General features: G+C 73.4%; 22 protein-coding genes, 1 tRNA gene and 2 pseudogenes. 4 read left to right on the forward strand and 21 right to left on the reverse strand.

Going from position 1 to position 20,311, the window contains the following annotated elements; translation table 11 throughout:
- Positions 1-116 precede the first annotated feature (116 nt).
- Complete coding sequence (locus ACQ86J_RS10885) at positions 117-509, forward strand: hypothetical protein (protein WP_431271122.1); 393 nt, start codon at positions 117-119, stop codon at positions 507-509.
- On the opposite strand, the gene ACQ86J_RS10890 is transcribed toward ACQ86J_RS10885, so the two are convergent.
- The 9 genes from ACQ86J_RS10890 to ACQ86J_RS10930 form a co-directional block, all read right to left on the reverse strand.
- Positions 443-2,479, reverse strand: a complete 2,037-nt coding sequence (locus ACQ86J_RS10890) for an SDR family NAD(P)-dependent oxidoreductase (RefSeq protein ID WP_431271123.1) — start codon at positions 2,477-2,479, stop codon at positions 443-445. The genes ACQ86J_RS10885 and ACQ86J_RS10890 overlap by 67 nt on opposite strands.
- Positions 2,476-3,690, reverse strand: a complete 1,215-nt coding sequence (locus tag ACQ86J_RS10895) for a beta-ketoacyl-ACP synthase (protein ID WP_431271124.1) — start codon at positions 3,688-3,690, stop codon at positions 2,476-2,478. The genes ACQ86J_RS10890 and ACQ86J_RS10895 overlap by 4 nt, the downstream gene beginning before the upstream one ends.
- Entirely contained in the window at positions 3,683-4,405 is a 723-nt protein-coding gene (locus ACQ86J_RS10900; RefSeq protein WP_431271125.1) for a hypothetical protein, read from the reverse strand. The genes ACQ86J_RS10895 and ACQ86J_RS10900 overlap by 8 nt, the downstream gene beginning before the upstream one ends.
- Positions 4,324-5,445: an MMPL family transporter gene (locus tag ACQ86J_RS10905; RefSeq protein ID WP_431272368.1), complete on the reverse strand. Its 1,122-nt coding sequence runs from the start codon at positions 5,443-5,445 to the stop codon at positions 4,324-4,326. Before ACQ86J_RS10905 ends, ACQ86J_RS10900 begins: the two co-directional genes overlap by 82 nt.
- Positions 5,328-6,002, reverse strand: coding sequence for a hypothetical protein (locus ACQ86J_RS10910; RefSeq protein WP_431271126.1), 675 nt, complete (start codon positions 6,000-6,002; stop codon positions 5,328-5,330). Before ACQ86J_RS10910 ends, ACQ86J_RS10905 begins: the two co-directional genes overlap by 118 nt.
- Positions 5,999-6,568: a LolA family protein gene (locus ACQ86J_RS10915; RefSeq protein WP_431271127.1), complete on the reverse strand. Its 570-nt coding sequence runs from the start codon at positions 6,566-6,568 to the stop codon at positions 5,999-6,001. The genes ACQ86J_RS10910 and ACQ86J_RS10915 overlap by 4 nt, the downstream gene beginning before the upstream one ends.
- Positions 6,565-6,936: a hypothetical protein gene (locus ACQ86J_RS10920; RefSeq protein ID WP_431271128.1), complete on the reverse strand. Its 372-nt coding sequence runs from the start codon at positions 6,934-6,936 to the stop codon at positions 6,565-6,567. Before ACQ86J_RS10920 ends, ACQ86J_RS10915 begins: the two co-directional genes overlap by 4 nt.
- Before the next feature lie 99 nt (positions 6,937-7,035).
- Positions 7,036-7,881: a 3-hydroxyacyl-ACP dehydratase FabZ family protein gene (locus ACQ86J_RS10925; protein ID WP_431271129.1), complete on the reverse strand. Its 846-nt coding sequence runs from the start codon at positions 7,879-7,881 to the stop codon at positions 7,036-7,038.
- Positions 7,788-8,510, reverse strand: coding sequence for a hypothetical protein (locus tag ACQ86J_RS10930; protein WP_431271130.1), 723 nt, complete (start codon positions 8,508-8,510; stop codon positions 7,788-7,790). The genes ACQ86J_RS10925 and ACQ86J_RS10930 overlap by 94 nt, the downstream gene beginning before the upstream one ends.
- Positions 8,511-8,545: 35 nt before the next feature.
- Between ACQ86J_RS10930 and ACQ86J_RS10935 the strand changes: the two genes are divergently transcribed.
- Positions 8,546-8,848 (forward strand): hypothetical protein, encoded by a 303-nt coding sequence (locus ACQ86J_RS10935; protein WP_431271131.1) that lies wholly within the window; start codon positions 8,546-8,548, stop codon positions 8,846-8,848.
- Between the two features lie 288 nt (positions 8,849-9,136).
- On the opposite strand, the gene ACQ86J_RS10940 is transcribed toward ACQ86J_RS10935, so the two are convergent.
- The 4 genes from ACQ86J_RS10940 to ACQ86J_RS10955 all read right to left on the reverse strand — a co-directional run bounded on the left by ACQ86J_RS10940 (position 9,137) and on the right by ACQ86J_RS10955 (position 12,392).
- Complete coding sequence (locus ACQ86J_RS10940) at positions 9,137-9,514, reverse strand: hypothetical protein (protein WP_431271132.1); 378 nt, start codon at positions 9,512-9,514, stop codon at positions 9,137-9,139.
- Between the two features lie 702 nt (positions 9,515-10,216).
- Positions 10,217-10,909 carry a MipA/OmpV family protein gene (locus tag ACQ86J_RS10945; RefSeq protein WP_431271133.1) on the reverse strand — a complete coding sequence of 231 codons (693 nt, stop codon included), beginning with the start codon at positions 10,907-10,909 and terminating at the stop codon, positions 10,217-10,219.
- A 41-nt stretch (positions 10,910-10,950) separates the two neighbouring features.
- On the reverse strand, positions 10,951-11,637 hold the full coding sequence (locus ACQ86J_RS10950) for a methyltransferase domain-containing protein (RefSeq protein WP_431271134.1): 687 nt from the start codon (positions 11,635-11,637) through the stop codon (positions 10,951-10,953).
- Positions 11,638-11,858: 221 nt separating this feature from the next.
- Entirely contained in the window at positions 11,859-12,392 is a 534-nt protein-coding gene (locus ACQ86J_RS10955) for a class I SAM-dependent methyltransferase (protein WP_431271135.1), read from the reverse strand.
- Between the two features lie 442 nt (positions 12,393-12,834).
- On the opposite strand from ACQ86J_RS10955, the pseudogene ACQ86J_RS10960 reads away from it, so the two are divergent.
- Together ACQ86J_RS10960 and ACQ86J_RS10965 are read left to right on the forward strand one after the other, a co-directional pair.
- A pseudogene (locus tag ACQ86J_RS10960) lies at positions 12,835-13,062 on the forward strand (lysophospholipid acyltransferase family protein); the annotation flags it as partial.
- A gap of 235 nt (positions 13,063-13,297) precedes the next feature.
- Positions 13,298-13,666, forward strand: a pseudogene (locus ACQ86J_RS10965) (glycosyltransferase family 2 protein); the annotation flags it as partial.
- A 305-nt stretch (positions 13,667-13,971) separates the two neighbouring features.
- Here the strand turns inward: ACQ86J_RS10965 and ACQ86J_RS10970 are convergent.
- From ACQ86J_RS10970 to ACQ86J_RS11005, 8 genes are all read right to left on the reverse strand, one after another.
- On the reverse strand, positions 13,972-14,889 hold the full coding sequence (locus tag ACQ86J_RS10970; protein ID WP_431271136.1) for a polysaccharide deacetylase family protein: 918 nt from the start codon (positions 14,887-14,889) through the stop codon (positions 13,972-13,974).
- A 5-nt stretch (positions 14,890-14,894) separates the two neighbouring features.
- Positions 14,895-16,226 carry an NAD(P)/FAD-dependent oxidoreductase gene (locus ACQ86J_RS10975; protein ID WP_431271137.1) on the reverse strand — a complete coding sequence of 444 codons (1,332 nt, stop codon included), beginning with the start codon at positions 16,224-16,226 and terminating at the stop codon, positions 14,895-14,897.
- Positions 16,227-16,844: 618 nt separating this feature from the next.
- Positions 16,845-16,919, reverse strand: a tRNA-Thr gene (locus ACQ86J_RS10980).
- A gap of 99 nt (positions 16,920-17,018) precedes the next feature.
- On the reverse strand, positions 17,019-17,390 hold the full coding sequence (locus ACQ86J_RS10985; RefSeq protein WP_431271138.1) for a hypothetical protein: 372 nt from the start codon (positions 17,388-17,390) through the stop codon (positions 17,019-17,021).
- A complete protein-coding gene (locus ACQ86J_RS10990; protein ID WP_431271139.1) occupies positions 17,321-18,298 on the reverse strand; it encodes a heme biosynthesis HemY N-terminal domain-containing protein in 978 nt (325 codons plus the stop codon). Before ACQ86J_RS10990 ends, ACQ86J_RS10985 begins: the two co-directional genes overlap by 70 nt.
- Positions 18,299-18,302: 4 nt before the next feature.
- Positions 18,303-18,425: a hypothetical protein gene (locus tag ACQ86J_RS10995; RefSeq protein ID WP_431271140.1), complete on the reverse strand. Its 123-nt coding sequence runs from the start codon at positions 18,423-18,425 to the stop codon at positions 18,303-18,305.
- Positions 18,422-19,477 carry a hypothetical protein gene (locus ACQ86J_RS11000; RefSeq protein ID WP_431271141.1) on the reverse strand — a complete coding sequence of 352 codons (1,056 nt, stop codon included), beginning with the start codon at positions 19,475-19,477 and terminating at the stop codon, positions 18,422-18,424. The genes ACQ86J_RS10995 and ACQ86J_RS11000 overlap by 4 nt, the downstream gene beginning before the upstream one ends.
- Before the next feature lie 125 nt (positions 19,478-19,602).
- Positions 19,603-20,310, reverse strand: coding sequence for a uroporphyrinogen-III synthase (locus tag ACQ86J_RS11005; protein WP_431271142.1), 708 nt, complete (start codon positions 20,308-20,310; stop codon positions 19,603-19,605).
- Position 20,311 lies beyond the last annotated feature (1 nt).

Genomic DNA, 20,311 nt, shown 5'->3' on the forward strand with positions numbered 1-20,311 from the left:
GCGCGGCTGACCTGAAGCCGCCGGCAGGGCGGAACGTGGCCAGCGCGCCGGGTTGAGGACCCGGATCGGAACGCGCATCCTCCACCGGACATAGCGGAAGTCTTCGGGAGGACTCCATGACCTCGACCCGACGCGGCCTCGTCGCCGCGGCCCTGCTCACCGCCGGCGCGCTCGCCGGCTGCGCCCGCACTGCCCCGGTGCAGGATGCGAGCGGCGAATTCCTGGGCCACGCCACCCTTTCGCAGCGGGCCGACCAGATCCGCGGCGCCGGCACCGCGCTCGGCTGGCGGATCGACCCGAAGGGTCCCGGGGTGATGCGCGGCACGCTGCTGCTGCGGTCGCACCAGGCGGAGGTGCAGATCACCTACAACACGCAGCGCTTCGCCATCCGCTACGTCTCGAGCGTGAATCTCAACTACGAGAACGGGATGATCCACCGCAACTACAACAGTTGGGTGCAGAACCTGCGGAACACCATCATCCAGCAATCGGCGCCGAAATCCTCCTGAGCCGCGCGGCTCAGCCGAGCCCGCCGCTGATCGCAATGGCTTGGCCGGTGATGTAGCCGGCCCGCTCCGAGGTGAGAAAGCCGACGAGGTCCGCGACCTCCTCCGGCTGCCCGGCGCGCCGGGCCGGCACCAGCTGCGCAATGCGCTCGCGCGGCATCGCCGCCGCCACCGCCGGGCTGTCGATGATCCCGGGCGCCACCGCATTCGCCGTCACCCCGCGCGAGGCGTATTCGAGCGAGAGCGACTTCACCGCACCGATCAGCCCGGCCTTGGCGGCGGCGTAATCTCGCCTGGCCCCGGTTGCCGATCAGACCGGAGATCGAGGAGATCGCCAAGATGCGGCCCCAGCGCGTGCCGATCATCGGCAGCAGCAGCGGCCGCAGCGCGGCGTAGAAGCCGTGCAGCGAGACGTCGATCACGCCGCGCCATTGCGCCTCGCTCATGCCCGCCAGCGGCGCGTCGTCATGCGTGCCGGCATTGTGCACCAGGACCTGGACCGGCCCGCCCTGCTCCAGCAGCGCGTCCAGCACCACGGCCGTCGCCGCCATGTCGGTCAGGTCGCAGACGAAGGCCTGGGCCCGGCCGCCCTCGGCGCGGATCCCCGCCGCCACCGCCTCGGCCCGGACCAGCCCAGCATGCGCATGCACCAGCACCTCCCGCCCATCGGCCGCGAGGCGGCGGCAGATGGCGCCGCCGATGGGGCTGCTGCCGCCGGTCACCAGGGCGCGCCGCGGCGCGCTCCATGCCGCCGGCTCCGGCAGGATGACCGCCGCCTGCCCGCTGAGCAGGATCGTGCCGCCGCCGGCGACCTCGAAGCGGTAGATGAAGCCACGCGCCTCGGCGATCAGCGCCTCGGCGGTGATGCGCAGGCGGCCGGGGACGGTGTCGAGCCGCGCGGCGCCAAGCTGCACCTCGCGCAGGCTGCTGACGAAGCCGGCGGGCTGCGGCGCCGCCGCGGTCAGCGCGCCGTGCAGCGCCATGGCCTGCAGCGCGAATTCCAGGCCGCACACGGCGGGCAGCATGCCGTCCCGCCGCAGCGGATTATCCGGCGCCGCATGGGCCACAGCCTCGCAGGTGATCCGCTCTGCAGTCCAGTCGAGCGCCCGGTCCAGCAGGCACATGCCGCCCTGGTGCGGCACCAGCCGGGCGATGGCCGCATGGTCCAGCGGCGGCATCAGCACGGCGTGAGCTTTCAGCGCCAGATGCGCCTCCTCGTCCAGCGGCAGTTGCAGCGCCGTTCCCCGCCGGGCGGCGAGGGCGCGCAGCAGCGGCAGGGCGCGCGCCGCCGGGTTCTCCGCCGCCAGCAGGTCGAGTGCATCCGCGGCCGGCGGCGCCTCGGCCGGGGCCGCGACATAGCGCAGCGCCAGCAGGTCGCCGGCCTGCTCCACCGGGCGCAGCAGCAGCGCCACGGCGAAGGCGCAGCCAGTCGGCCGCACGCGGTCGAGCGGCGGCGCCATCGGCACGTCATAGGCGCAGAACAGCACTGGCCGGCCGCGCGTCGCCACCGCGGTCGCCGCCACCAGCAGCCCCGCCGCGAAGCTGCCGTCATGCCCGCCCAGGGACACCGAAGGCGCGGTCGAGCCGATCGCGATGTGCCAGTAGCCGGACGGCGCGTTGTGCACCAGATTGTGGAAGGCGGTTGGCGAGATCGCGATGCCGGCAGGGTCGTGCAGCGCCTCGAGGATGCCGCCGATGATGGCGCCGTCGCCATTGCCGCTGGCAAAGACCGTCTCCAACCCGGCGCGGGCCGGCTCGGCCGCGGTGGCCTCGGCCGCCACGGCCAGGGCCAGGCGGACCGGCAGCCCTGTGCGGCGGCGCTCGGTCGGCGGCAGCAGGGCGGGCGGCGGCGCGACGATCTCTGCGCCGGCCCAGGGCGTGGCGCCCGCCAGGATGGCAAGGCTCGCCGCCCAGCCGGACAGGCCCGGTCCCAGCAGGCCGACCCCATCCACCCGGCAGCGCAGCAGGCTCACGCCGGCCCGCCGATCAGCAGGGCGCAGTTGCTGCCGCCGAAGCCGAAGGAATTGCTCAGCACCCGCCGCATCCCGGGCAGACTACGGTTGTCGCGGGCGACGGCGCTGCGGAATCCCGGGTCGGTCGCCGTGGCGCCAAGGCAGCCCGGGACCAGCCCTTCCTCGAGGCAGAGCGCGGCGATCACCGCCTCGATCGCGCCGGAGGCGCCGAGCGTGTGGCCGGTCCAGCCCTTGGTCGAGCTGCAGGGCACGCGGTCTCGGAACAGGTGATGGACCGCGCGGTCTTCCATGGCGTCGTTGGCGCGGGTGCCGGTGCCGTGCAGGTTGACGTAGTCGATGGCGTCCGGTGCCAGCCCCGCGGCCTCCAGCGCCGCCCGCATGGCCGTCACCGCGCCCAGCCCCTCGGGATGCGGGGAGGACATGTGGTGGCCGTCGCTGCTGGCGCCGGCGCCGAGCAGCAGCGGCGCCCCCGGCGGCGCCTCCGCGGGCCGCTGCAGCAGCACCAGCCCGGCGCCCTCGCCGATCGAGATGCCGTCGCGGTCGGCGGCGCAGGGCCGGGTCGGCCCGCCGCGGCTGAGCAGTTCCAGCGCGGCGAAGCCGTGCAGCGTCATCCGGCACAGCGTGTCGACGCCGCCCGCCACCGCCGCATCCACCACCCCGGCGGCGATCAGCGCCGCCGCCTCCATCATCGCCCGGGCGCCGGAGGTGCAGGCGGTGGAGACCGCGATGGCCGGGCCGCGCAGGCCGAGCCGGGCGCGGACATAGCGCGGCAGCGCCTGCAGGTCCTGGGTGCGGGCATAGTCGAAATCTGCCGGCATGGCGCCGCCTGCCGGCTCGCGCCGGCGCCAGGCCTGCTCGGTCTGCTCGATACCGGCGGTGCTGGTGCCGAGCACCACGGCGACGCGCTCGGCGCCATGCCGTTCCCGCGCTGCCTGGACTGCGGCGGCGAAGCCGTCGGTGCTCAGGGCAAGCTCGGCCAGACGGTTATTGCGGCAGGCAAAGCCGGCAAGGTCGGCGGGAAGCTCCACCTCCTCGAGCCCCGGCACGCGGCCGATCCAGATGTTTTCCGGCATACCCTCCATCGTGCAGGGTTGCAGGCCGGTTCGGCGTTCGTGCAGCGCCGCCCGCAGCGGCGCGAAACCGACGCCCATTGCCGTCACGGCGGTGAAAGCCGACAGCGTCAGCGGCCAAAGGTTCACAGGTTCAGGCATCGGCGGGGCGCGGCGTCAGCATGCAGGCCAGCAGGAAGGCGCTCGCCACGCCGCAGCTCACCGTCAGGCCAATTCCCCGCAGCACCGGCGTGCCACAGAAGGAAAGCAGCCCGAAGGTCAATAGCGTGCAGGCGGCACAGTTCAAGACGGCTCCCAGGGCAACCTCGGCGTCGCTGCAAGGGTCGGGTGCCCGCGCAAGGAAGAGAGAGTAGTCGATCGCCAGACCGCCGAGCAACAGCAGGGAGGCGAGATGGAAGAGCGTCAACGCTTCCCCCAGCGCCGCCAACGTGGCCAGGGTGACCAGCAACGCGCCGCCGATCGGCGCGGCCACGCGCAGCGCGGCGCCCGGCCCGCCGAGCCCGAGCGCCAGCAGGCCGAGCGCCACGCCGCCGCCGGCCAGCGCCCAGAGCAGCGTCGCCCGGCCGTAATCCGCCAGCAGCCCCTCGGTCTCCGCCTTGACGTCGACCAGCAGGATGGCCGGGTCGCCGAGCGCCGCCACCGCCGCGGCCAGCGCCGCCGTGTCGCGCACCCCGTGGGCCAGCGCCACGCCGCGCACCGTCCCGTCCCGTCGGGCGAGCAGGGGCGAGAGTCGCGCCGCGAGCGTCGGCGCCGCTTCCGCCAGGCCGGCCGCGGTCAGCGGCGGCAGGGTGCGGCTTTCCGCCAGCGCGGCGAGGAACGGGGCGAAGGCGCCGGGCCGGAAGGGCAGGCCCTGCATCGCCTCGCGCAGCGCCGCCTCGGCCGCATCCGTTCCAGGGAGGGCGGCGCGGCGGGCCTCCTGCGTCGCCGGGCCCGGCAGCCAGCGGCTCGGCAGGTCGAGCGCCTCCAGCGCCCCTCCGGCCCGAGCAGCGGCCCGACCGCGGCGCCGAGCCGCTCGGAGGCCGCCAGCACCGCCGCCTCCGTCCCCGGGCCGAGGGCGATGATGAGCCGCACATCGGGCGCGCCGAGCTGGCGGCGGAGCTCAGCATCGAGCGCCTGGGCCGCGGCCGGCACCGGGCTGAGCGCGGCGATGTCGCGCTGCCAGCGCGGCCCGCCCGCGGCCGCCAGCACCAGCAGCGCCGCCGCCAGCAGGCCGAGCGCCAACCGGCGCCGGCCCCGGAGCGCCCGCAGTGCGGCGGCGATCGGGCGCGGCATCGGCTGCGGCACGATGCGCGCCTGCGGGACCAGCGCCGGCAGGACCCAGCGCGTCGCCGCAGCGGCGGCGAGCAGCCCGCTCCCGGCGAAGACGCCGAGCTGCACCAGGCCGGGAAAGCCCGAGCCCAGCATCGCCGCCAGCCCGGTCGCCGCGCCCCCGGCCGCTAGGCGAAGGGTCGGCCAGATGCGCGTAGCGGCGGCGTCCAGCCCCTCCCCAGGCTGGCGCAGGCTGACCAGCAGAATCGGGTAGTCCACGGTCACGCCCAGCATGGTCATGCCGAAGCCGAAGGCGATGCCGTGCGGCGCCCCACCCGCCACCAGCGCCGTGGCAGCGAAGCCGGTCAGCGTGCCGGCGCCGAGCGGCACGGCGACCAGGCCGAGCAGCAGCAGCGAGCGGTAACGCCACCACAAGAAGCCGCCGAGCAGGCCGAGCGAGGCCAGGCTGATGAGCTCGACATCGCCGCGGATCGCCCGGGCGGCCTCGGCGCCGAAGACGCCTGGCCCGCTCAGCAGCAGCCGGGCCGGGCCGGGCCGGGCCGCGTCGTAGGCGGCGCGGAAGGCGGCGATCGCCGCTTGCTGGCTCCCGGCGTCCAGCCCGCTGCTGCCGGCGATGCGGGCGAGCAGCAGGGCGCGCGGTGCCCCTCGCCGGCGGCGAACCAGGCGCCGTCGCGCGTCTCGACCGGCGTCTCACCGAGGAACTCCCGGGCGAGGCCGAGGAAGGCGCCGGTCGGGTCGGCGAAGCCGAAGCGCGCCAGCAACGGGGAGGCGGCGGAGCGCAGCCCGTCGAGCAGCGCCTGCAGCCGGTCCCGCAGCGCCGCGGCCGTGAAGGCCTCTGGCCGCGTCTCCGGCGAGAGCAGGTAGCGGTAGCGGAACAGGAAGGCCTGCTCCGCCTCCGAGAGGGTGAGCGTGCCGTCGCCGACGAAGTCGAAGCGGCCGGAGGCGCGCAGCCCGGCCGCGGTCTCGCGCGAGAGCCGCGCCAGCTCGGCCGGCGGCGCACCCTCGATGCCCGCCAGCAGCAGCGTGGTGGCGGCGCCGCTCTGCAGCTCCCGCACCAGGAAGGCACTGGCCGGGGTGCGGCCGGCGGGCAGGAATCCGGCGAGATCCGTGCGCAGGCCGATGCCGAGGCCGAGAGCCACGCCGAGCCCTGCGAGCGCCGCCAGCGCAAGCAGCAGGCGCCTCAAGGCTGGGGGGTGATCCGCATCCGGGTGACCCCGCCATTGCCCTCGGTGTCGACCTCCAGCACCTGGGCGCCGCGGCCGGCGAGGCGGATGCGCTGCACCGCGGCGCGGACCCGCAGCGACAGCGGCACGAGGTCCATCCGCCAGGCACCCTCCGCCGCGCCCTCGAAGCCGACCTCGTAGTGGCGCCGCAGCGCTGCGGCATCGCCCGCCAGGGTGCCGCGGATCGCCTCCACCAGCGCCCGCATCTCCGGCTGGTCCTCCAGGCTAGATTCGCGGTGGATGCCGCGGTCGGGGCGAGCATAGTCGAGCCGGTTGCCCTCCACCCGCAGCACCTCCTCGATCGGGCTGGTGGTCCGCTTCTCCAGCCGGTCGGGTGCCTGCCAGGCGAGCAGCCCCGTGCTCGGCAGCGGCAGGTCGAGCTCGGGGATCGCCTTTTCCTCGGTGAAGCTGGCGTGGGAGGCGGGCAGCGCGGCGAAGCGGCGCATCAGCGCCTCGAAGCCCGGCTGCTGCGCCCGGGCCGGCAGCCAAGGCAGCAAGGCCAGCAGCACGAAGCCGCGCCGGCTCATGCCGCGTCCCGCCGCCAGAAATCGTAGAAGTTGAACCAGTTGTAGGGATGCTCCCGGCAAAGTGCCTCGAGCCGCGCGGCATAGCGGCGGACGCGTTCGGCGATCGCCGCCTCGCGACCGGCCCGGCCGGGCGGCAGGGGCTCGGCGAAGGGTTCGAAGCGAACCTCGTAGTGGCGCGGGCCGCGCCAGATGCCGAAGGCGAGCATGACCGGCGCGCCGAGCACCGCGGCCAGCAGGTGCGGCCCGGTCGGCAGCGGCGCCGGCTGGCCGAGGAAGGGCACCTCCAGCACCCGCTCGGCGCGTGGCGCGCGGTCTGCCAGCAGCCCGACCAAGCCGTTCCGCTGCAGACATTCCTGCGCCCGCAGCATCGACCTCGGCGGTGCCGAGCGGGATCACCGCGGCGGCGCGGGCACTGCCGCCGACCGCATCGAAGACCGCCTTCAGCCGCGCCGCATTCGCCTCGTGCATCATGATCGCCAAGCTCTACCGGGCAGCCGCGGTCGGCGACCAGACGCAACGCTTCGAAGCTGCCGAGATGCGCGCCAAAGATCAGGCAGCCGCGGCCCTCGGCGATCCGCGCCTGCAGCGCCTCCAACCCATGCACCTCGACGCGGTAGTCCTCTGCCTTGCCGCTGACCAGGAAGGCGCGGTCGAGGATGGTGGAGGCGAAGGTGAAATAGAGCCTGTGGAGGTCGCGCAGCCCCGGCCGACGGCCGAGCGCCCGCGCCAGATAGGCCCGGGCGGCGGCACGCGGCCGTGGCGAGGCAAGCAGGAAATAGGCCGCGATCGGATGGAGCAGCAGGTGGCCCGGCCACCAGCCGATGCTGTGCACCAGCCAGAGCATGAAGCGGGCCAGCGTCACGCTGCCGCGCTCCGGCGCCCGGGTCCATTCGGGCCGGGCCGGGCCCGCGGCCATGGTGTCGGCGTCTGGGGGCCGGCCATGCGAACTCGCCGCTCAGCACGAGGGTTCCGCGGCAGCGGCAGGCGAAGCCGAGCCTGCCGGAGCTTGGCAGCAGGTCGATCTCTACGGCGTCGCCCGGCAGCACGGGGGCCAGGAACTTGGCCCGCCGCAGCAAGCCCTGGCCAAGCCCGGCCGCCTGCATGACCGCATCCAGCAGCAACACGCCGGGCACGATCGGCCGGCCGGGGAAGTGTCCCGGCAGCGCTGGATGATCGGCGGGGATGGTCACGCGGGTGGCCAGGCCGGCCGATGCCGGAGTCACCCGATTCTCGCAGTCGTCAGGCGCAGCTCGGACAGCGCGCGCTGCGACAGCTTGCCAAGCCGGTCGCGCGGCAGGCTCGGCACCAGCCACATCGGGCGCGGGAGGAAGAGCGGCTCCAGTCGGCTGCGCAGCCCGGCCAGGATCTCCTCCGCCGAGCGGCCAGGCGCCACGACATAGGCGGCCAGCCGGGCCGCCGGGTTGCGCTCGATATCCTCCGGCGCGACGAAGACGCCGTCCCTGACGCCCTCGACCTCCAGCAGCCGGCGGTTGAGGTCGGCGAGCGAGGCGCGGCGGCCGGCCAGCTTGACCATATCGCTGCGGCGCCCAAGCAGGCGGAACCTTCCATCCGGCCCAGCCTCCAGCAAGTCGGCGAGCCGGACCTCGCCGAGGCCGGGGACGAAGACGCCCTCGGCACGGCATGCGACGCCGCGATAGGGCAGCCAGTCGGCCTCGTGCAGGGTGCGGCGGCTGGCCATCGAGCCGGCCTCGGTCGCGCCGTAGATCTCGAGCATCGGCGCCTGCCAGTCGCGCTCCACCGCCGCGGCGATGGGGGCCGCCAGCGGCGCGGTGGCGGAGATCACGGCCTCCAGCGGCATCGGGCGCCGGCCCTCGGCCAGCAGGGCGCGGAGATGCAGCGGCGTAGTGACGAGCAGCCGGCGGGGCGGCAGGGCGGCAAGCGAGGTCGAGGACGTCGGAGGGGAAGAAGCTCGCGCCGGCATGGCAGGCGACGGCGGCCTGCAGCGGCAGCATGATCGTGGTCTCGAAGCCGTACATGTGCTGCGGCGGCACGGTCGCCAGGATGGTGACCGGGGCGCCGTCCGCGGCGCGCAGCCCGAAGCGCTCGGCGGCCGCACCGGCGGCGGCGACCAGCGCCCCCCAGGGCTTCGGATGCGCGGTCGGCTCGGCGGTCGAGCCGGAGGTGAAGCCGACCGCGACGATACGGTCGAGCGGGATCGCGGGGATCGCCGGTACCGGGCCGGCGGCCGCTTCCCCCTCGCCAAGCTGGATCACCGGCATGGGCAGTGCGCCGAGTTCGGTGCCATCCGCCAGGACATAGGCGCAGGCATGCGGCGCGGCCAGCGCCCGCAGCCGCGCCGGTGCGGGATCGGCGTTCAGCAGTGTCACATGGCCGCGCAGCAGGGCGGCGACGAAGCCGACCAGCATCCGGTAGCGGTCAGCGCAAAGGTTGATCGCATGCGCCTCCGCCGCAGCCGGCAGGCGGGCGGCCAGGGTGGCGGCCTCGGCCAACAACTGGCCGACGGTGATCGCCCGCGCCGCGCGGCGGCAGACCACGTCGGACATGGGCCGGTCGATCAGTGGCCAGTCCAGTCGTTGGCCGACCAGGTCAGGCGGCATGCCCGACCTGCCGGTGGCACCGATAGATGGCGTGGAGCGTCCGCAGCGGCGTGACGCGGCCGAGTTCGGGAAAGCAACGGCGGCGGAGCAGGTGCTCGCCGAAGAAGAGGATGGCACAAAGCGCCGGCTGCAACGGCCAGAGGGGCGCGGCCGGACAGAGACCGAGCGCGGCGGCCAGGAACGTCAGCGCGAAGCCGCCAAGCAGCACCGCCCAGGCGGCGGTAAGCCGGCGGGTGTAGCGGCCGTCCGGATCGGGCGGGCCGGCCGCATCGAAGCGGCTGTAGCGGGAGATCAGCGGCTCGACGCCCGGGCGCAGGGTCCAGCCGAAGCGCAGGCCGGCGGCGAGGCTGCCGAGCGCGGCGAGCAAGGCGGGACCCGCCTCCCCGCCAAGCGCAGGATGGCGGCGCCGCCGGCGGCCTCCAGGGCGAGCACCAACGCCAGCACCAGGAGCGCCGGCACGATCGAGACGTCCGGCCGGCATCGCGGCGCCGCGATGCAGGATGCTGGCGCGGCCGCCATGCCGCTATCGCGTCCGGTGCTTCTCGATATGCGCGGCGAGGCTGCGCAGCGAGGCGAAGATGCGGTGGTTGCGCTCGTCGTCGGAGCGCAGCTTCACGTCGTAGGTCTTCGACACGGCCAGCGCGATCTCGAGCGCGTCGATGGAAGTCGAGTCCTAGCCCCTGGTTGAACAGCGGTGCCTCGGGCTGGATTTCCTCGGGCGCGATCTCAAGCGAGAGGACCGACACGATCAGCCGGGCCAATCCGGCTTCCTGCTGCGGAGAGGCGGGCGAAGGCGCCGAAAGTTCGGGGACGGGAGCGCCGGAGGACATGTGGGTTGTATCCGCGTGAGTAGCGTGGGCGCCGAACTTGTCGTCAGCAGCATTTTGTCATGGCTATCAGAAGCTTGTTTGCCATTGCAAGGCGTGAAGTGCGGCCCTGCGCTCAATCGAAGGGCTCGGCGGCCGAGTTGGTCTGCGCCGCCGAACGGTAGAGGGCGAAGGACAGGCCAGCGACCACCGTCGCGTTCAACTCGGAGCGGAAGAGCGGGCTGCCGGCATTGCTCGCACCGCTAACGTTCTCGATCCGCCCGCCGGCCGAGGCCTGAGATTCGCTCTGTGAGCGGCACCCGGTAGGAGAATTGCAGGCGTAGCCCAAGATAGCCGCCGGCAGCGTCGTAGGCCGGCCGGCCGGGCCGGCTGTAGCGCTCCTCGACCCGATACCAGTAGTCCATCAGCCCGCCCGAGGCGAAGACCGGGCCGAGGCCGATCCGCGCCCGCGACCGCGGCAGGCCGAGCCCGGAGCGTTCCAGCGCCAGCTCCGGCGCAAAGACGTAGCCGCGGTACTTCACACTTGAAAAATCGGTGGAGAAAACCGCGCGGACCGGCGTCTCCAGCGTCAGTCGGGTGGTGCCGGGTGCGCTGCGCCAAGCCACCCAGCGCAGCGAGGGGCCGATTTCGCCGAGCCAGTCAAGGTCGGGCAGTCCTTCGCGCGCCCGGTTGTCGCGCGAGCGGCTGCCGACGGCGCCATTGGCGTTCAGCGTGGATCCCAGGTCGCGGCTCCGCCAGAGCCGGCCGCGGAGGCCGCGGTCATCGCTGCGGAACAGCTCGCCGCGATAGATCAGCCAGGGCAGGACGACGCCGCGCGCGTGCGACTGGCCAGCGGCGGGGTAGTCGGGCAGCAGGGCGCCGCCGCCGAAGACCCCCGCCTCGAGGATGGGCAGCGCGGGCGCCGGCGCCTGGGCCGCGGCGGGCGCCGCGCCCAAGGCTGCCGAAAGGACTACGGCCGCAGCCTGGATCTGCCGCCTCATGCCGCCGGACGCTCGGCGATCAGCAGCACGTTGGGCAACGGCGTGCCCGCCCAGCACGGCACCACCCTCACCGCAAAGCCGGCCGCGGCCAGCCGGGCTTCAAGCAGCGGCACCGGCAGCGGCCGGATCTCGACCTGGTCGCCCCGCACCCGACGGCCCATTCGTTCCATGGCGAAGCCGACCCGCGCGCGCCAGCCGCAATCCGGGTCGAAGGCGCGGATCAGGATGCGGCGCCGCGCCGCGGCGACCATGCGCGCCAGCAGCGCGTGCTGCGCCGCTTCCGGCATCTGCAGCAACACGTCGATGATGAGCAGCGTGTCGCAGTCCGGCACAGGCGCGGTGGCCAGGTCGGCGACGGCGAAGCGCGCCGGCAGCCCGGTCGCGGCCGCGCCCGCCTCGGCGATCTTCGCAGCATCGCGATCAAGCCCGGTGAGCTGCTCGGCAAGCCCCTCCAGCAGCAGCGCAAGGCCGAGCTGGCCGCGGCCGCAGCCGAGATCGACCACCCGGCCGAAGGGGGCGGCGGCGGCCAGGCGCAGGACCGCCGCCGTCGCCGGATCGCCCCGCAGCTTGCCGCGGACGAAGCCCTGAGCGAAGCGCGAGGCCCCGGCATAGCGGCCGGCGACCCGGTCGGCGAGCCGGCGCAGCGGCTCGGCCGCGAAGCCGGCCTCAGTCGCGGCCGGCATCGGGACGGCGCGCGGTATAGGCGCGGAAGATGCCGAGCTTGGACGTCGCAGCCGACCGCCGTAAACCCGGCCGCGGCCAGGCTCTCCAGGATGACCTTGGGCGGCACGCAACGGTCGATCGTGTCCCAGTAATAGCGCATCAGCAGCCGCGCCGCTCCCCGCCGCCCAGCCGGGCGATGATGCCCGGAACCATTTGGCCAAGGTAAATCCGGGCGGCGGCACTAGGCCGCCCTGCCCTCCGGCCGGGCGATCTCCAGCAGCAGCAGGCGGCCGCCCGGCCGCAGCACCCGGCGGTATTCGGCGAAGGCGACTGGCAGCGCCGCCACATGGCGCAGCGCATAGCCCATGCTGAGGAAATCGAAGCTGGCATCCGCCAGCGGCAGCGCCTCGGCGCGTCCGCAGAGCAGCGGAATCGGCAGGCTCGCCCCGGCTTGGCGCAGCATGCCCTCGCTGAGGTCGATGCCGACGATGCCGCGGGGACTGCCGAGGATGCGCACGGCCTCCCGCGCCACAAGGCCCGTGCCGATCGCCACGTCCAGCAGCGCATGGCCCGGCCGCAGCCCGGCCCGGCGCAGCGCGCTGCGCCGATACCAAGCACCGGAGCCGAGCGAGAAGGCAGCGTTGATGCGGTCGTAGGATCCCGCGGTCTCGTCGAACAGCCGCCGGACGAAGCCGTCGCGCGCGGCGCCATCGTGGTAATAGGCTCCGAGCGGCGGATGCGGCGCGAGCAGCGGGTCGTAGTCAGCCATGTCCATCGATCCATCCGCCGGCGTCGGTCTGGCCACGCCGGGTTGTCACCAGATTTGCGTGGACATATTGCCGCTTCACCGCTCTGCCGCGCCCCCTTACTCTGCTGGTGAAGACGAGGCAAGAATGCGGACCAGGAGTGCACATCAAGCGGCCGTCGAGCTGGGCCGGCCAGAATTGGCTTCTGGAAATCTACTATAGCGTCGCTTTTATTTCTGCGTCCTGGTGTTCGGCCTGAGCTGCCTCCTCTGGAGCCTGCCTGCCGGCCTGCTCTATCCTCTCCTGCCACGGCGCTGGGGCGCGCCGCTCGGGCAGTTCGGGATCATGGCGGGGTTCCGTTGGGCGCTCTTCGTCATGCGCGCCACCGGCGTGCTGCGGGCCGACCTGTCCGCGCTCGACCAGCTGCGCGCGCAGGACGGGCTGGTCATCGCGCCGAACCACCCGACCATGATGGACGCCGTGCTGCTGATCTCGCGCCTGCCGCGCGTCGTCTGCATCACGAAGGCGGCGCTCTGGGACAACTGGTTCCTTGGCGGCGGCATCCGGCTGGCTGCCTATATCCGCAACGACGCGCCGCTGCCGATGATCCGACGGGCCGGGCTGGCGGTGCAGGGCGGTCGCCACCTCTTGATCTTCCCCGAGGGCTCGCGCACCCGGACGCCGCCGGTCGACGCCTTCCACCGCAGCTTCGCGGTGATCGCCCGGGCCACGCGCGCGCCGGTCCAGACCGTGCTGATCGAGGCCGACAGCCCCTATCTTGCGAAAGGCTGGCCGCTGCTGCGGCGCCCGCCCTGCCCCTGGTCTTCCGCGTCAGGCTCGGCAAGCGCTTCGATCCGGCCGGTGACGCGGACGGATTTGTCGATCGGCTTGAGAGTTATTTCCGGGCGGAGTTGCCCGCAGCCACGCGGCGCTGATGCCGGGCGCTACCCATCTCGTCCTGATCCCCAGCTACAACACGGGCCCCCTGGTGCTGCGGGTGGTGCGCGAGGCGCGCGCAGCCTGGAGCCCGGTCTGGGTGGTGGTGGACGGCAGCACCGACGGCACGGCGGCGGCGCTGCAGGCGGCAGCGGAGGCCGATCCGGGGCTCGAGGTCTTTGTGCTGCCGGCGAATGGGGGCAAGGGCGCGGCAGTGCTGCACGGGCTGACGGAGGCAGCGCGCCGCGGCTTCAGCCATGCGCTGGTGATGGACGCGGACGGCCAGCATCCAGCAGCGGCGATCGGCACGATGATGGCGGCCTCGCAGGCCGCGCCGGAGGCCATGATCCTCGGCCTGCCGGTCTTTGGACCGGAGGCGCCGCGGCTGCGCGTGCAGGGACGGCGCATCTCCAACTGGTGGGCGCGGCTCGAGACGCTGGGCGCGGGCATCGGCGATTCGCTCTTCGGCTTCCGCGTCTATCCCATCGCGCCGCTGCTCGGGGATCATGCAGCGGAACCGCTGGATGCGCCGCTTCGACTTCGACCCGGAGGCAGCGGTCCGGCTGTCCTGGCGGGGCGTCCGCGCCGTCAACCTGGCCGCGCCGGTGCGCTACCTGCCGCCGGAGGATGGCGGCGTGTCCCACTTCCACTATCTCCGCGACAACGTGCGGCTCACCTGGATGCATGCGCGGCTGGTGGTGGGCATGCTGGGGCGATTGCCTGTCCTGCTGTGGCGCCGCGCGGCGACTCGCCCAACACCATCCGCAGCGACGCCGCGCTGAGGCCGTCCGCCGCGAGCCGCGCCAGCAGCCGGGGCAGCACCTGCAGCGCCATGCAAGGCCCGACCGTGGCGCGGTCGTGCAACAGCAGGATGTCGCCTGCGCCGAGGTTGCGCGTCATCCGTCGATATACGCGGTCCGGGCACGAGGATACCGCGTCGTAGCCGCGCCGGGTCCAGGAGATCAGGCGCAGCCCGGCGATGGCCAGAACCGGATCGAGCAGCGGGCTGCGCAGCCCGGCCGGCGCGCGGAAATACTGTGGGGCGTGGCCACAGGCCTCAGCGATCGCCTCCTGCGCCCGGCGGATCTCGCGCAGCATGGCGCCCGGCGGCCATGCGGCGAAGCTCAGGGGATGGCGATGGGTATGGTTCTCCACGCTGTGCCCGCGCGCGACGATCTCGCGCAGGAGATGCGGCTGCCGCGCCGCCCGCTGACCGATCACGAAGAAGCTCGCCTTGGCGCCGTGGCGGTCGAGCAGGTCGAGCACGCGCGGCGTGACCGCGGGATCCGGCCCATCGTCGAAGGTGAGCACGACCAGATCACTGGCACCGGGTGCGGGCCGCGCCACCCGCGTAAGGTTGCAGCCGAGCATGGCGCTGCGCGGCCGCATGCCGCATGCAAGGACGGCATGGTTCGCGGCGACCAGCCCGGCGGCGCCCGGCCATCCCGCCGGCTCGGTGACGACGATGCCGAGGGCGGCCGCATGCAGCCAGATCGACGCCCTGACGGCTGGCGCGGGCGACCAGGCAACGAGGCGCCGCGCATCCGGCACGATGCCGTCCTCCTCCAGGGGCGCCGCGGGCGACGTCACCTCGGCTAGTCCGCCACCTTCGAATAGACGCCGCCACCCGGCATGGCGGCGGCCCCGGCGCCCGGCACCGCTTCCGGCATCGCGGGCCCGGCGCCGTGGCGGTGCAGGGTGGACAGCAGCCGGTAGGCCGCCTTGAAGGCCAGGACCGGCACCATGGACCGCAGGTTCAGCCGAAGATTGCCGGCCAGCAGGTTGACGATGCCGTCGCGCATGAGGAACATGTTGCTCGGCGAGAAGAACATCGAGCGCAGGACTGGATCGTTGATCCGGTAAATCAGCCAGCCGATCCGGTCCATCGCCCGGCCAAGCTCGCGCGTGGTGCGCCGGGCCAGGACCTGCCCGCGCTTCGGGTCGTCGAGCCAGGCATCGGCCGTCTCGGCGCCGAGGGTCCCGGCGGTCATCGCCATCAGCACGCCGGTCGAGAACATCGGGTCGACGAAGCCGAAGGCGTCACCGATCATCAGGTAGCCCTCGCCATAGCCGCGGCTCGCACGGTAGCTGTAATTCGCGGTCGCGGTGATCTCCGAGACCAGTTCGGCATCCCGCATCCGCTCGGCGACCGTCGGGCTCCGGGCGATGCGGGCCATGAACAGGTCGGCGGCCGAGCCTTCGCGCTGCTTCCAGGCCGACTGGTTGCCGACGAAACCGACGCTGACGGTCTCGTTCTGCAGCGGGATCAGCCAGAACCAGCCATCCTCGGTCAAGTGGATGCTGATATACCCATTCTTGTTTTCGCCGAGGCGGCGCACCCGCTTGAAGTGGCCATAGACCGCGGCGGTGTTGTTGTACTTGTTGGCGAGCTTGGCGTCCGCCTTCGCCGCCATGAAGGTGTCCCGGCCGGAGGCATCGAGCAGGTAGCGGGCGCGGATCTCCAGCACCCCCTCCGCGGTCCGGGCCGTCACGGTCGTCGCCGTGCCGGGCGCGCCGAAGGCGACCTCGGTCGCCCGGGCACTCTCGAAGGCCCGCACCCCGCAGCGCGCCGCGTTGCGGAACAGGATCTCGTCGAACTCGGACCGCTTCACCTGCCAGGCGAAGGTCCGGTCGCGGTTGAGCGCGCGGGCGAAGGGAAAGGCCTGGCTCCGGCCGGTGCGGTCGGAGACGAATTCGGCGCCGGGCTTGTGCACGCCGATCACGCGCACCTCGTCTAGAATGCCGAGTTGCTCAAGAATATCGAGGTTTCGCGGTAGGAGGCTTTCGCCGATGTGGAACCGCGGATGCGCATCCTTTTCAAGCATGACGACGCTGCGCCCCTTGCGGGCGAGCAGCGTGGCAGCGGTGGACCCGGCTGGTCCCCCACCGATGACAACGACGTCGGTTTCAACTTGCGTCCGTTCCATGCAGAAGGCTTCCGCGCAAAATTGCGGCGTCAAGCCAGCAACTCCGCAACGGACCTCCGCTCCAGGCTATGCGGGCTTCCGATTAGTTTCTCTTTGCTCCCGACCAAACCAGATAGCGACCGACCGCGCCGGTGGGCAGCAAAGCTTTCCCTTCTATCCTGCCCCAACTGACTGTCTGCTCGTGGAGCAGCCCTGTGGCACCCTGTTCGACATGGCGCGGTGCCAGTGCCGGACTAAAAATGGTCCCCTTCCGGGATTCTGGGCCGATCTGAGGGACAAGTCCGGCTAGGTCCGACCTTTGCAGGGAGGTCTGGCGACGAAGCGGCACCAATACGAGGACCGACAAGTAGCGTTCATGCTGAAACAGGCGGCAGGCCAATGTCTACACGTCACTCATCTGCATCGATGCCGGCGCGAGAAGCTAGGGCCGTGAGCGCCACTACCCGGCAGAGCAAGAAAGTGCGGCGGACCAAATCAGCCGCTGACAGGTTCCTCGATGCTCAGGTCGAAGAGCAATCAAGTCATCCGAGTTAGCCATCGCCGGATCCACGAGGGGGCCGTCAAACAGCGCAACGCTCACCGCACCATTGATACTATCGGTTAAGGCATTGAAAAGAATGGTGCCGACTCGGGAGATTGAACCCCGGACCTACTGATTACAGATCAGTTGCTCTACCCCTGAGCTAAGTCGGCATCGCGGGCCCATCGGGCTGGGGTTGCGGGGAGATACACGCGGGGCGACGAAAGGGCAACGCCCCTTTCGTCGCCCCGCATGCCAGTGATGCCGTTGCGCTACGCCGCCGTCGCCGCGGGCACCGAGGCCTTGGCCGCCACGGTCCAGCCGATCTGCCCCACCGTGTCGCAAGCGCTGCAGACCGGCGCCCAGGCGGCATGGTCGGTGCCGCAATGGGCGCAGTGCCAGCGCGGCTCCGGCCGCGCCGCCGCCGCCTGGCGCAGCCACTTCGATTGCGCCGCGCGAGCCTCGGCGCTCTCGCCGTGCTCGGCCTCCTCCAGCTCCGCCAGCAGCAGGTAGGCGCGGCGGTCGGCCTCGCCCGAGGCCACCAGCGCATCCAGCGCCGTCCGCGCCCGGCCGGTCAGCCCGGCCGCCAGTGCCGTTCGGGCCAGCAGCAGCCGGCTTTCGGCGGCGTTCGGGTTGCGCCGCACCAGCCCCTCGGCCGCCTTGACGCGGGACAGGTCGTCCGGCTCGTCCGCCAGGTAGGGCACAGCGAGGTCCGGATGCGGTGCCGCCGCCCAGGCCTCCTCGAGCACGCCGCGCGCCCGGCGGGACGACCCGGCCGCGCGCAGCCGATTGGCATGGGCGATCGCCGCCGGGGGAAGGCCTTGTCGGCCTGGAAGGCCTGCCGCTCCAGTTCGGCCGCCTTGGCCGGGTCAGGTTCCTGCGCCGCGGCGGCGAGCGAGAGGACCGGTTTCGGCAGGTCGGGCGCCTGCAGCGCCAGCGCCTCGCGCCAGTCGCGGGTGTGCAGCGCCAGCTGCGCCCGCTCCTCGCGTAGCCAGGCGGCGCCGGGCTGCACCGCCTCGGCCTCCTTCGCCAGGGCCTGCGCGGCGTCCCAATCGCCGCGCTGCATAGCCTGCCGCAACAGACCGCGCAGGCCGAGGAACCGGGCATCGTCCCGCTGCGCCAGCAGCCGGAAGGCGTCGGAGGCCGCCTCCTCGCGCCCAGAGAGGCGCTCGGCCTCCGCGGTCAGCAGCAGGGTCTGCGGCGTGTCGCCGAGATAGTTGCGCGCCTTCCGTACCTCGAGCCGAGCCGCCTCGGCGGTGCCGGCGGCAAGCGCGATCAGCGTGCGGGTGACGGCGGCGTCGCCCTCGGCCCGGCGCTTGGCGGCGCGCTTGGCCCGCATCCGCTGCGGCCAGCGGCAGATCCCGGCGATCGCCGCCAGGATGCCGTGAAGCACCAGGAAGAAGGCGGCCAGCAGCAGCAGCGCGATCGGGAAGCTGGTGCCGATCCAGGCGTCGCCGACCTTGATCTCCACCGTGCCGCCGAGCTGCGCCAGGTACATTGCCCCGGCGACGCCCAGCACCAGGACGAGCAGGATCGTGATGGCGGTCCGCATCGGCTCAGCCCGCCGCCAGCTGGCGCAGCGCGGCGCGCGCCGCGATCAGCGACCGGGCCTGGTCGGCCCAGGACTGCATCGCGGCCCGGGCCGGCGGCGGCAGCTTTTCGATATGCGTCAGGCTCATCTCGAGGTCCCCGCCTCCAGCGCGCGGCGGGCACGCTCGATCTCGGCCTCGGCGGCATCGCCCCAGACCACCTGCTCTCCGCGCCGGACGGTCACCAGCCCGCCGAGCCGCGACAGCGCGCTGTCCATCACCCCCGCCTTGCTGCCGTCCGGCTGCATGGCGGCATCCGACGCCGCGCGCGCGGCCTTGGCCGCATCCTCGAAGGACAGCCGCAGCGACGCCTCGGTCGGTGGCGCCGCCTGGGCGAAGCGGGCGAGCGCCTGCGGCGGCTGGTCGACCCGCGCCAGCCCCTCGCCGAGCGGCTGGCCGGCGGTCAGCGCGCCGCGCAGCCGGTCGATCGCGGCGAGCCGCGCGGTGCGGCTCTCAAGGTCCTTCATCTGCTTCTGCGCCGCCTCCAGCGCGGCGATGCGCTCGCCGAGGCTCTTCTCCAGCGCCGCCAGCTTCTGCGCCGCGGCCTGCTGCGCCGCCTTCTCGCGCTCCTCGTCGGCGCGGCCGAGCTCGGCCAGCTTCTGCGTCATGGCCTGCTGCGCCGCCTGCTCGCGCTGCTGGTCTGCCTGGGCGACCTCCTGCAGCCGGCGGCCGAGATCGGTGTCGATCTGCTGCAGCCGGGCGGCCTGCGCCTCGACCCGATTGCCGAGCGCGTCGAAGGCGGCGCGCGGGGCGACGGCGGCGGGGTCGAAGGCGGGCTTCTGCTCGATCCCCTGCAGCCGGCGCTCATTCGCCGCGGCGCGGTCGTTGGCCTGGGCGGCGCCGCGCTCGGCGACCGCGGCGCGTTCCGCCAGCGAGGCGACCTGGCCCTCCAGCGGCCGCAGGTCGGGCATCGCCGGGGCCGGCTTGGTCTCCAGCGCCTGGACCCGGCCTTCCAGCGGCGACAGGGCCTGCAGCCGGCCGCCCAGCGTGCCGAGCTCGCCCCGCACGCCTTCCAGCGCGCCGAGCCGCTGTTCCAGCTGCGCCACACGGGCCGGGTCGATGCTGGCGTCGTTGGTCGAGCGCGGCGTGGTCAGCAGCCACCAGACCGCCAGCAGCAGCACGACGCCGCCGACGCCGATCATGATCGCGGCCGGGTCCAGCCGCTTCGGCGCGGGCGGGTTTAGCGGGAACTGCGGGCGGCCGGCGCTGACGCGGCCGGCGAAGCCTGGGGGGCCGGGGTCTCGGGAGATTCGCTCATCGGTGCAGCCTACCTGGGACCTAGCATTGCCAACAACGCGTCCTGGTCGGGCCGATCGGCGATTCGCACCGCGTGCCAAGCCAGGGGTGCGAGCGCCCGGGTCGCCGCCTCGGCGACCCTGGGGCTGATCGCCAACGCCACCATCCTCGCCGCGGTTTCGGCGAGGCCGGCAGCCCTCAGAAGGGACATGGCACAGCGCGCCGAGCGCGGCGAGAAGAACAGCACGGCAACGACCTCACCATCTCGTTGCAGCGCCGCCAGGGCCTCGGCCGGCAGGGCGGGCGCCGGGGCGGCGGCATAGGCGACGCGGCGCAGCACCCGGAAGCCCCGCGCCCGCAGGTCGGCCGCGAGCTCGGCGCCATAGCCCTCCCCCACCGCCAGCAGCAGCGGGCCGGCGGCGGGGTCGAGCGTCCGGGCGGCGTGCTCGGCCAGCGCCGCGGCATCGCCGGCGGCGGCCTCGACCCAGGCGAAGCCGCGCGCCCGCGCCTCGGCCGCCGTCGCCTCCCCCACCGCGAGGACCGGCATGTCGGAGGGCGGCAGGGCGCGGGCGGCGGCGCGGCTGGTCAGCAGCAGGGCCTGGGCGGCCGGCCAGGCGAAGGGTCGCGGCGCCAGCACCAGCGCCGGCGCGAGGATCGGCCGCCAGCCGAGCGCCGCCACCCGCCGCGCGGTCTCCGCCGCGCCGGGCTCCGGCCGGGTGATCAGGACGCCGGCGGGCACG

The organism is Dankookia sp. P2 (assembly GCF_050632255.1).
Lineage (GTDB): Bacteria > Pseudomonadota > Alphaproteobacteria > Acetobacterales > Acetobacteraceae > Paracraurococcus.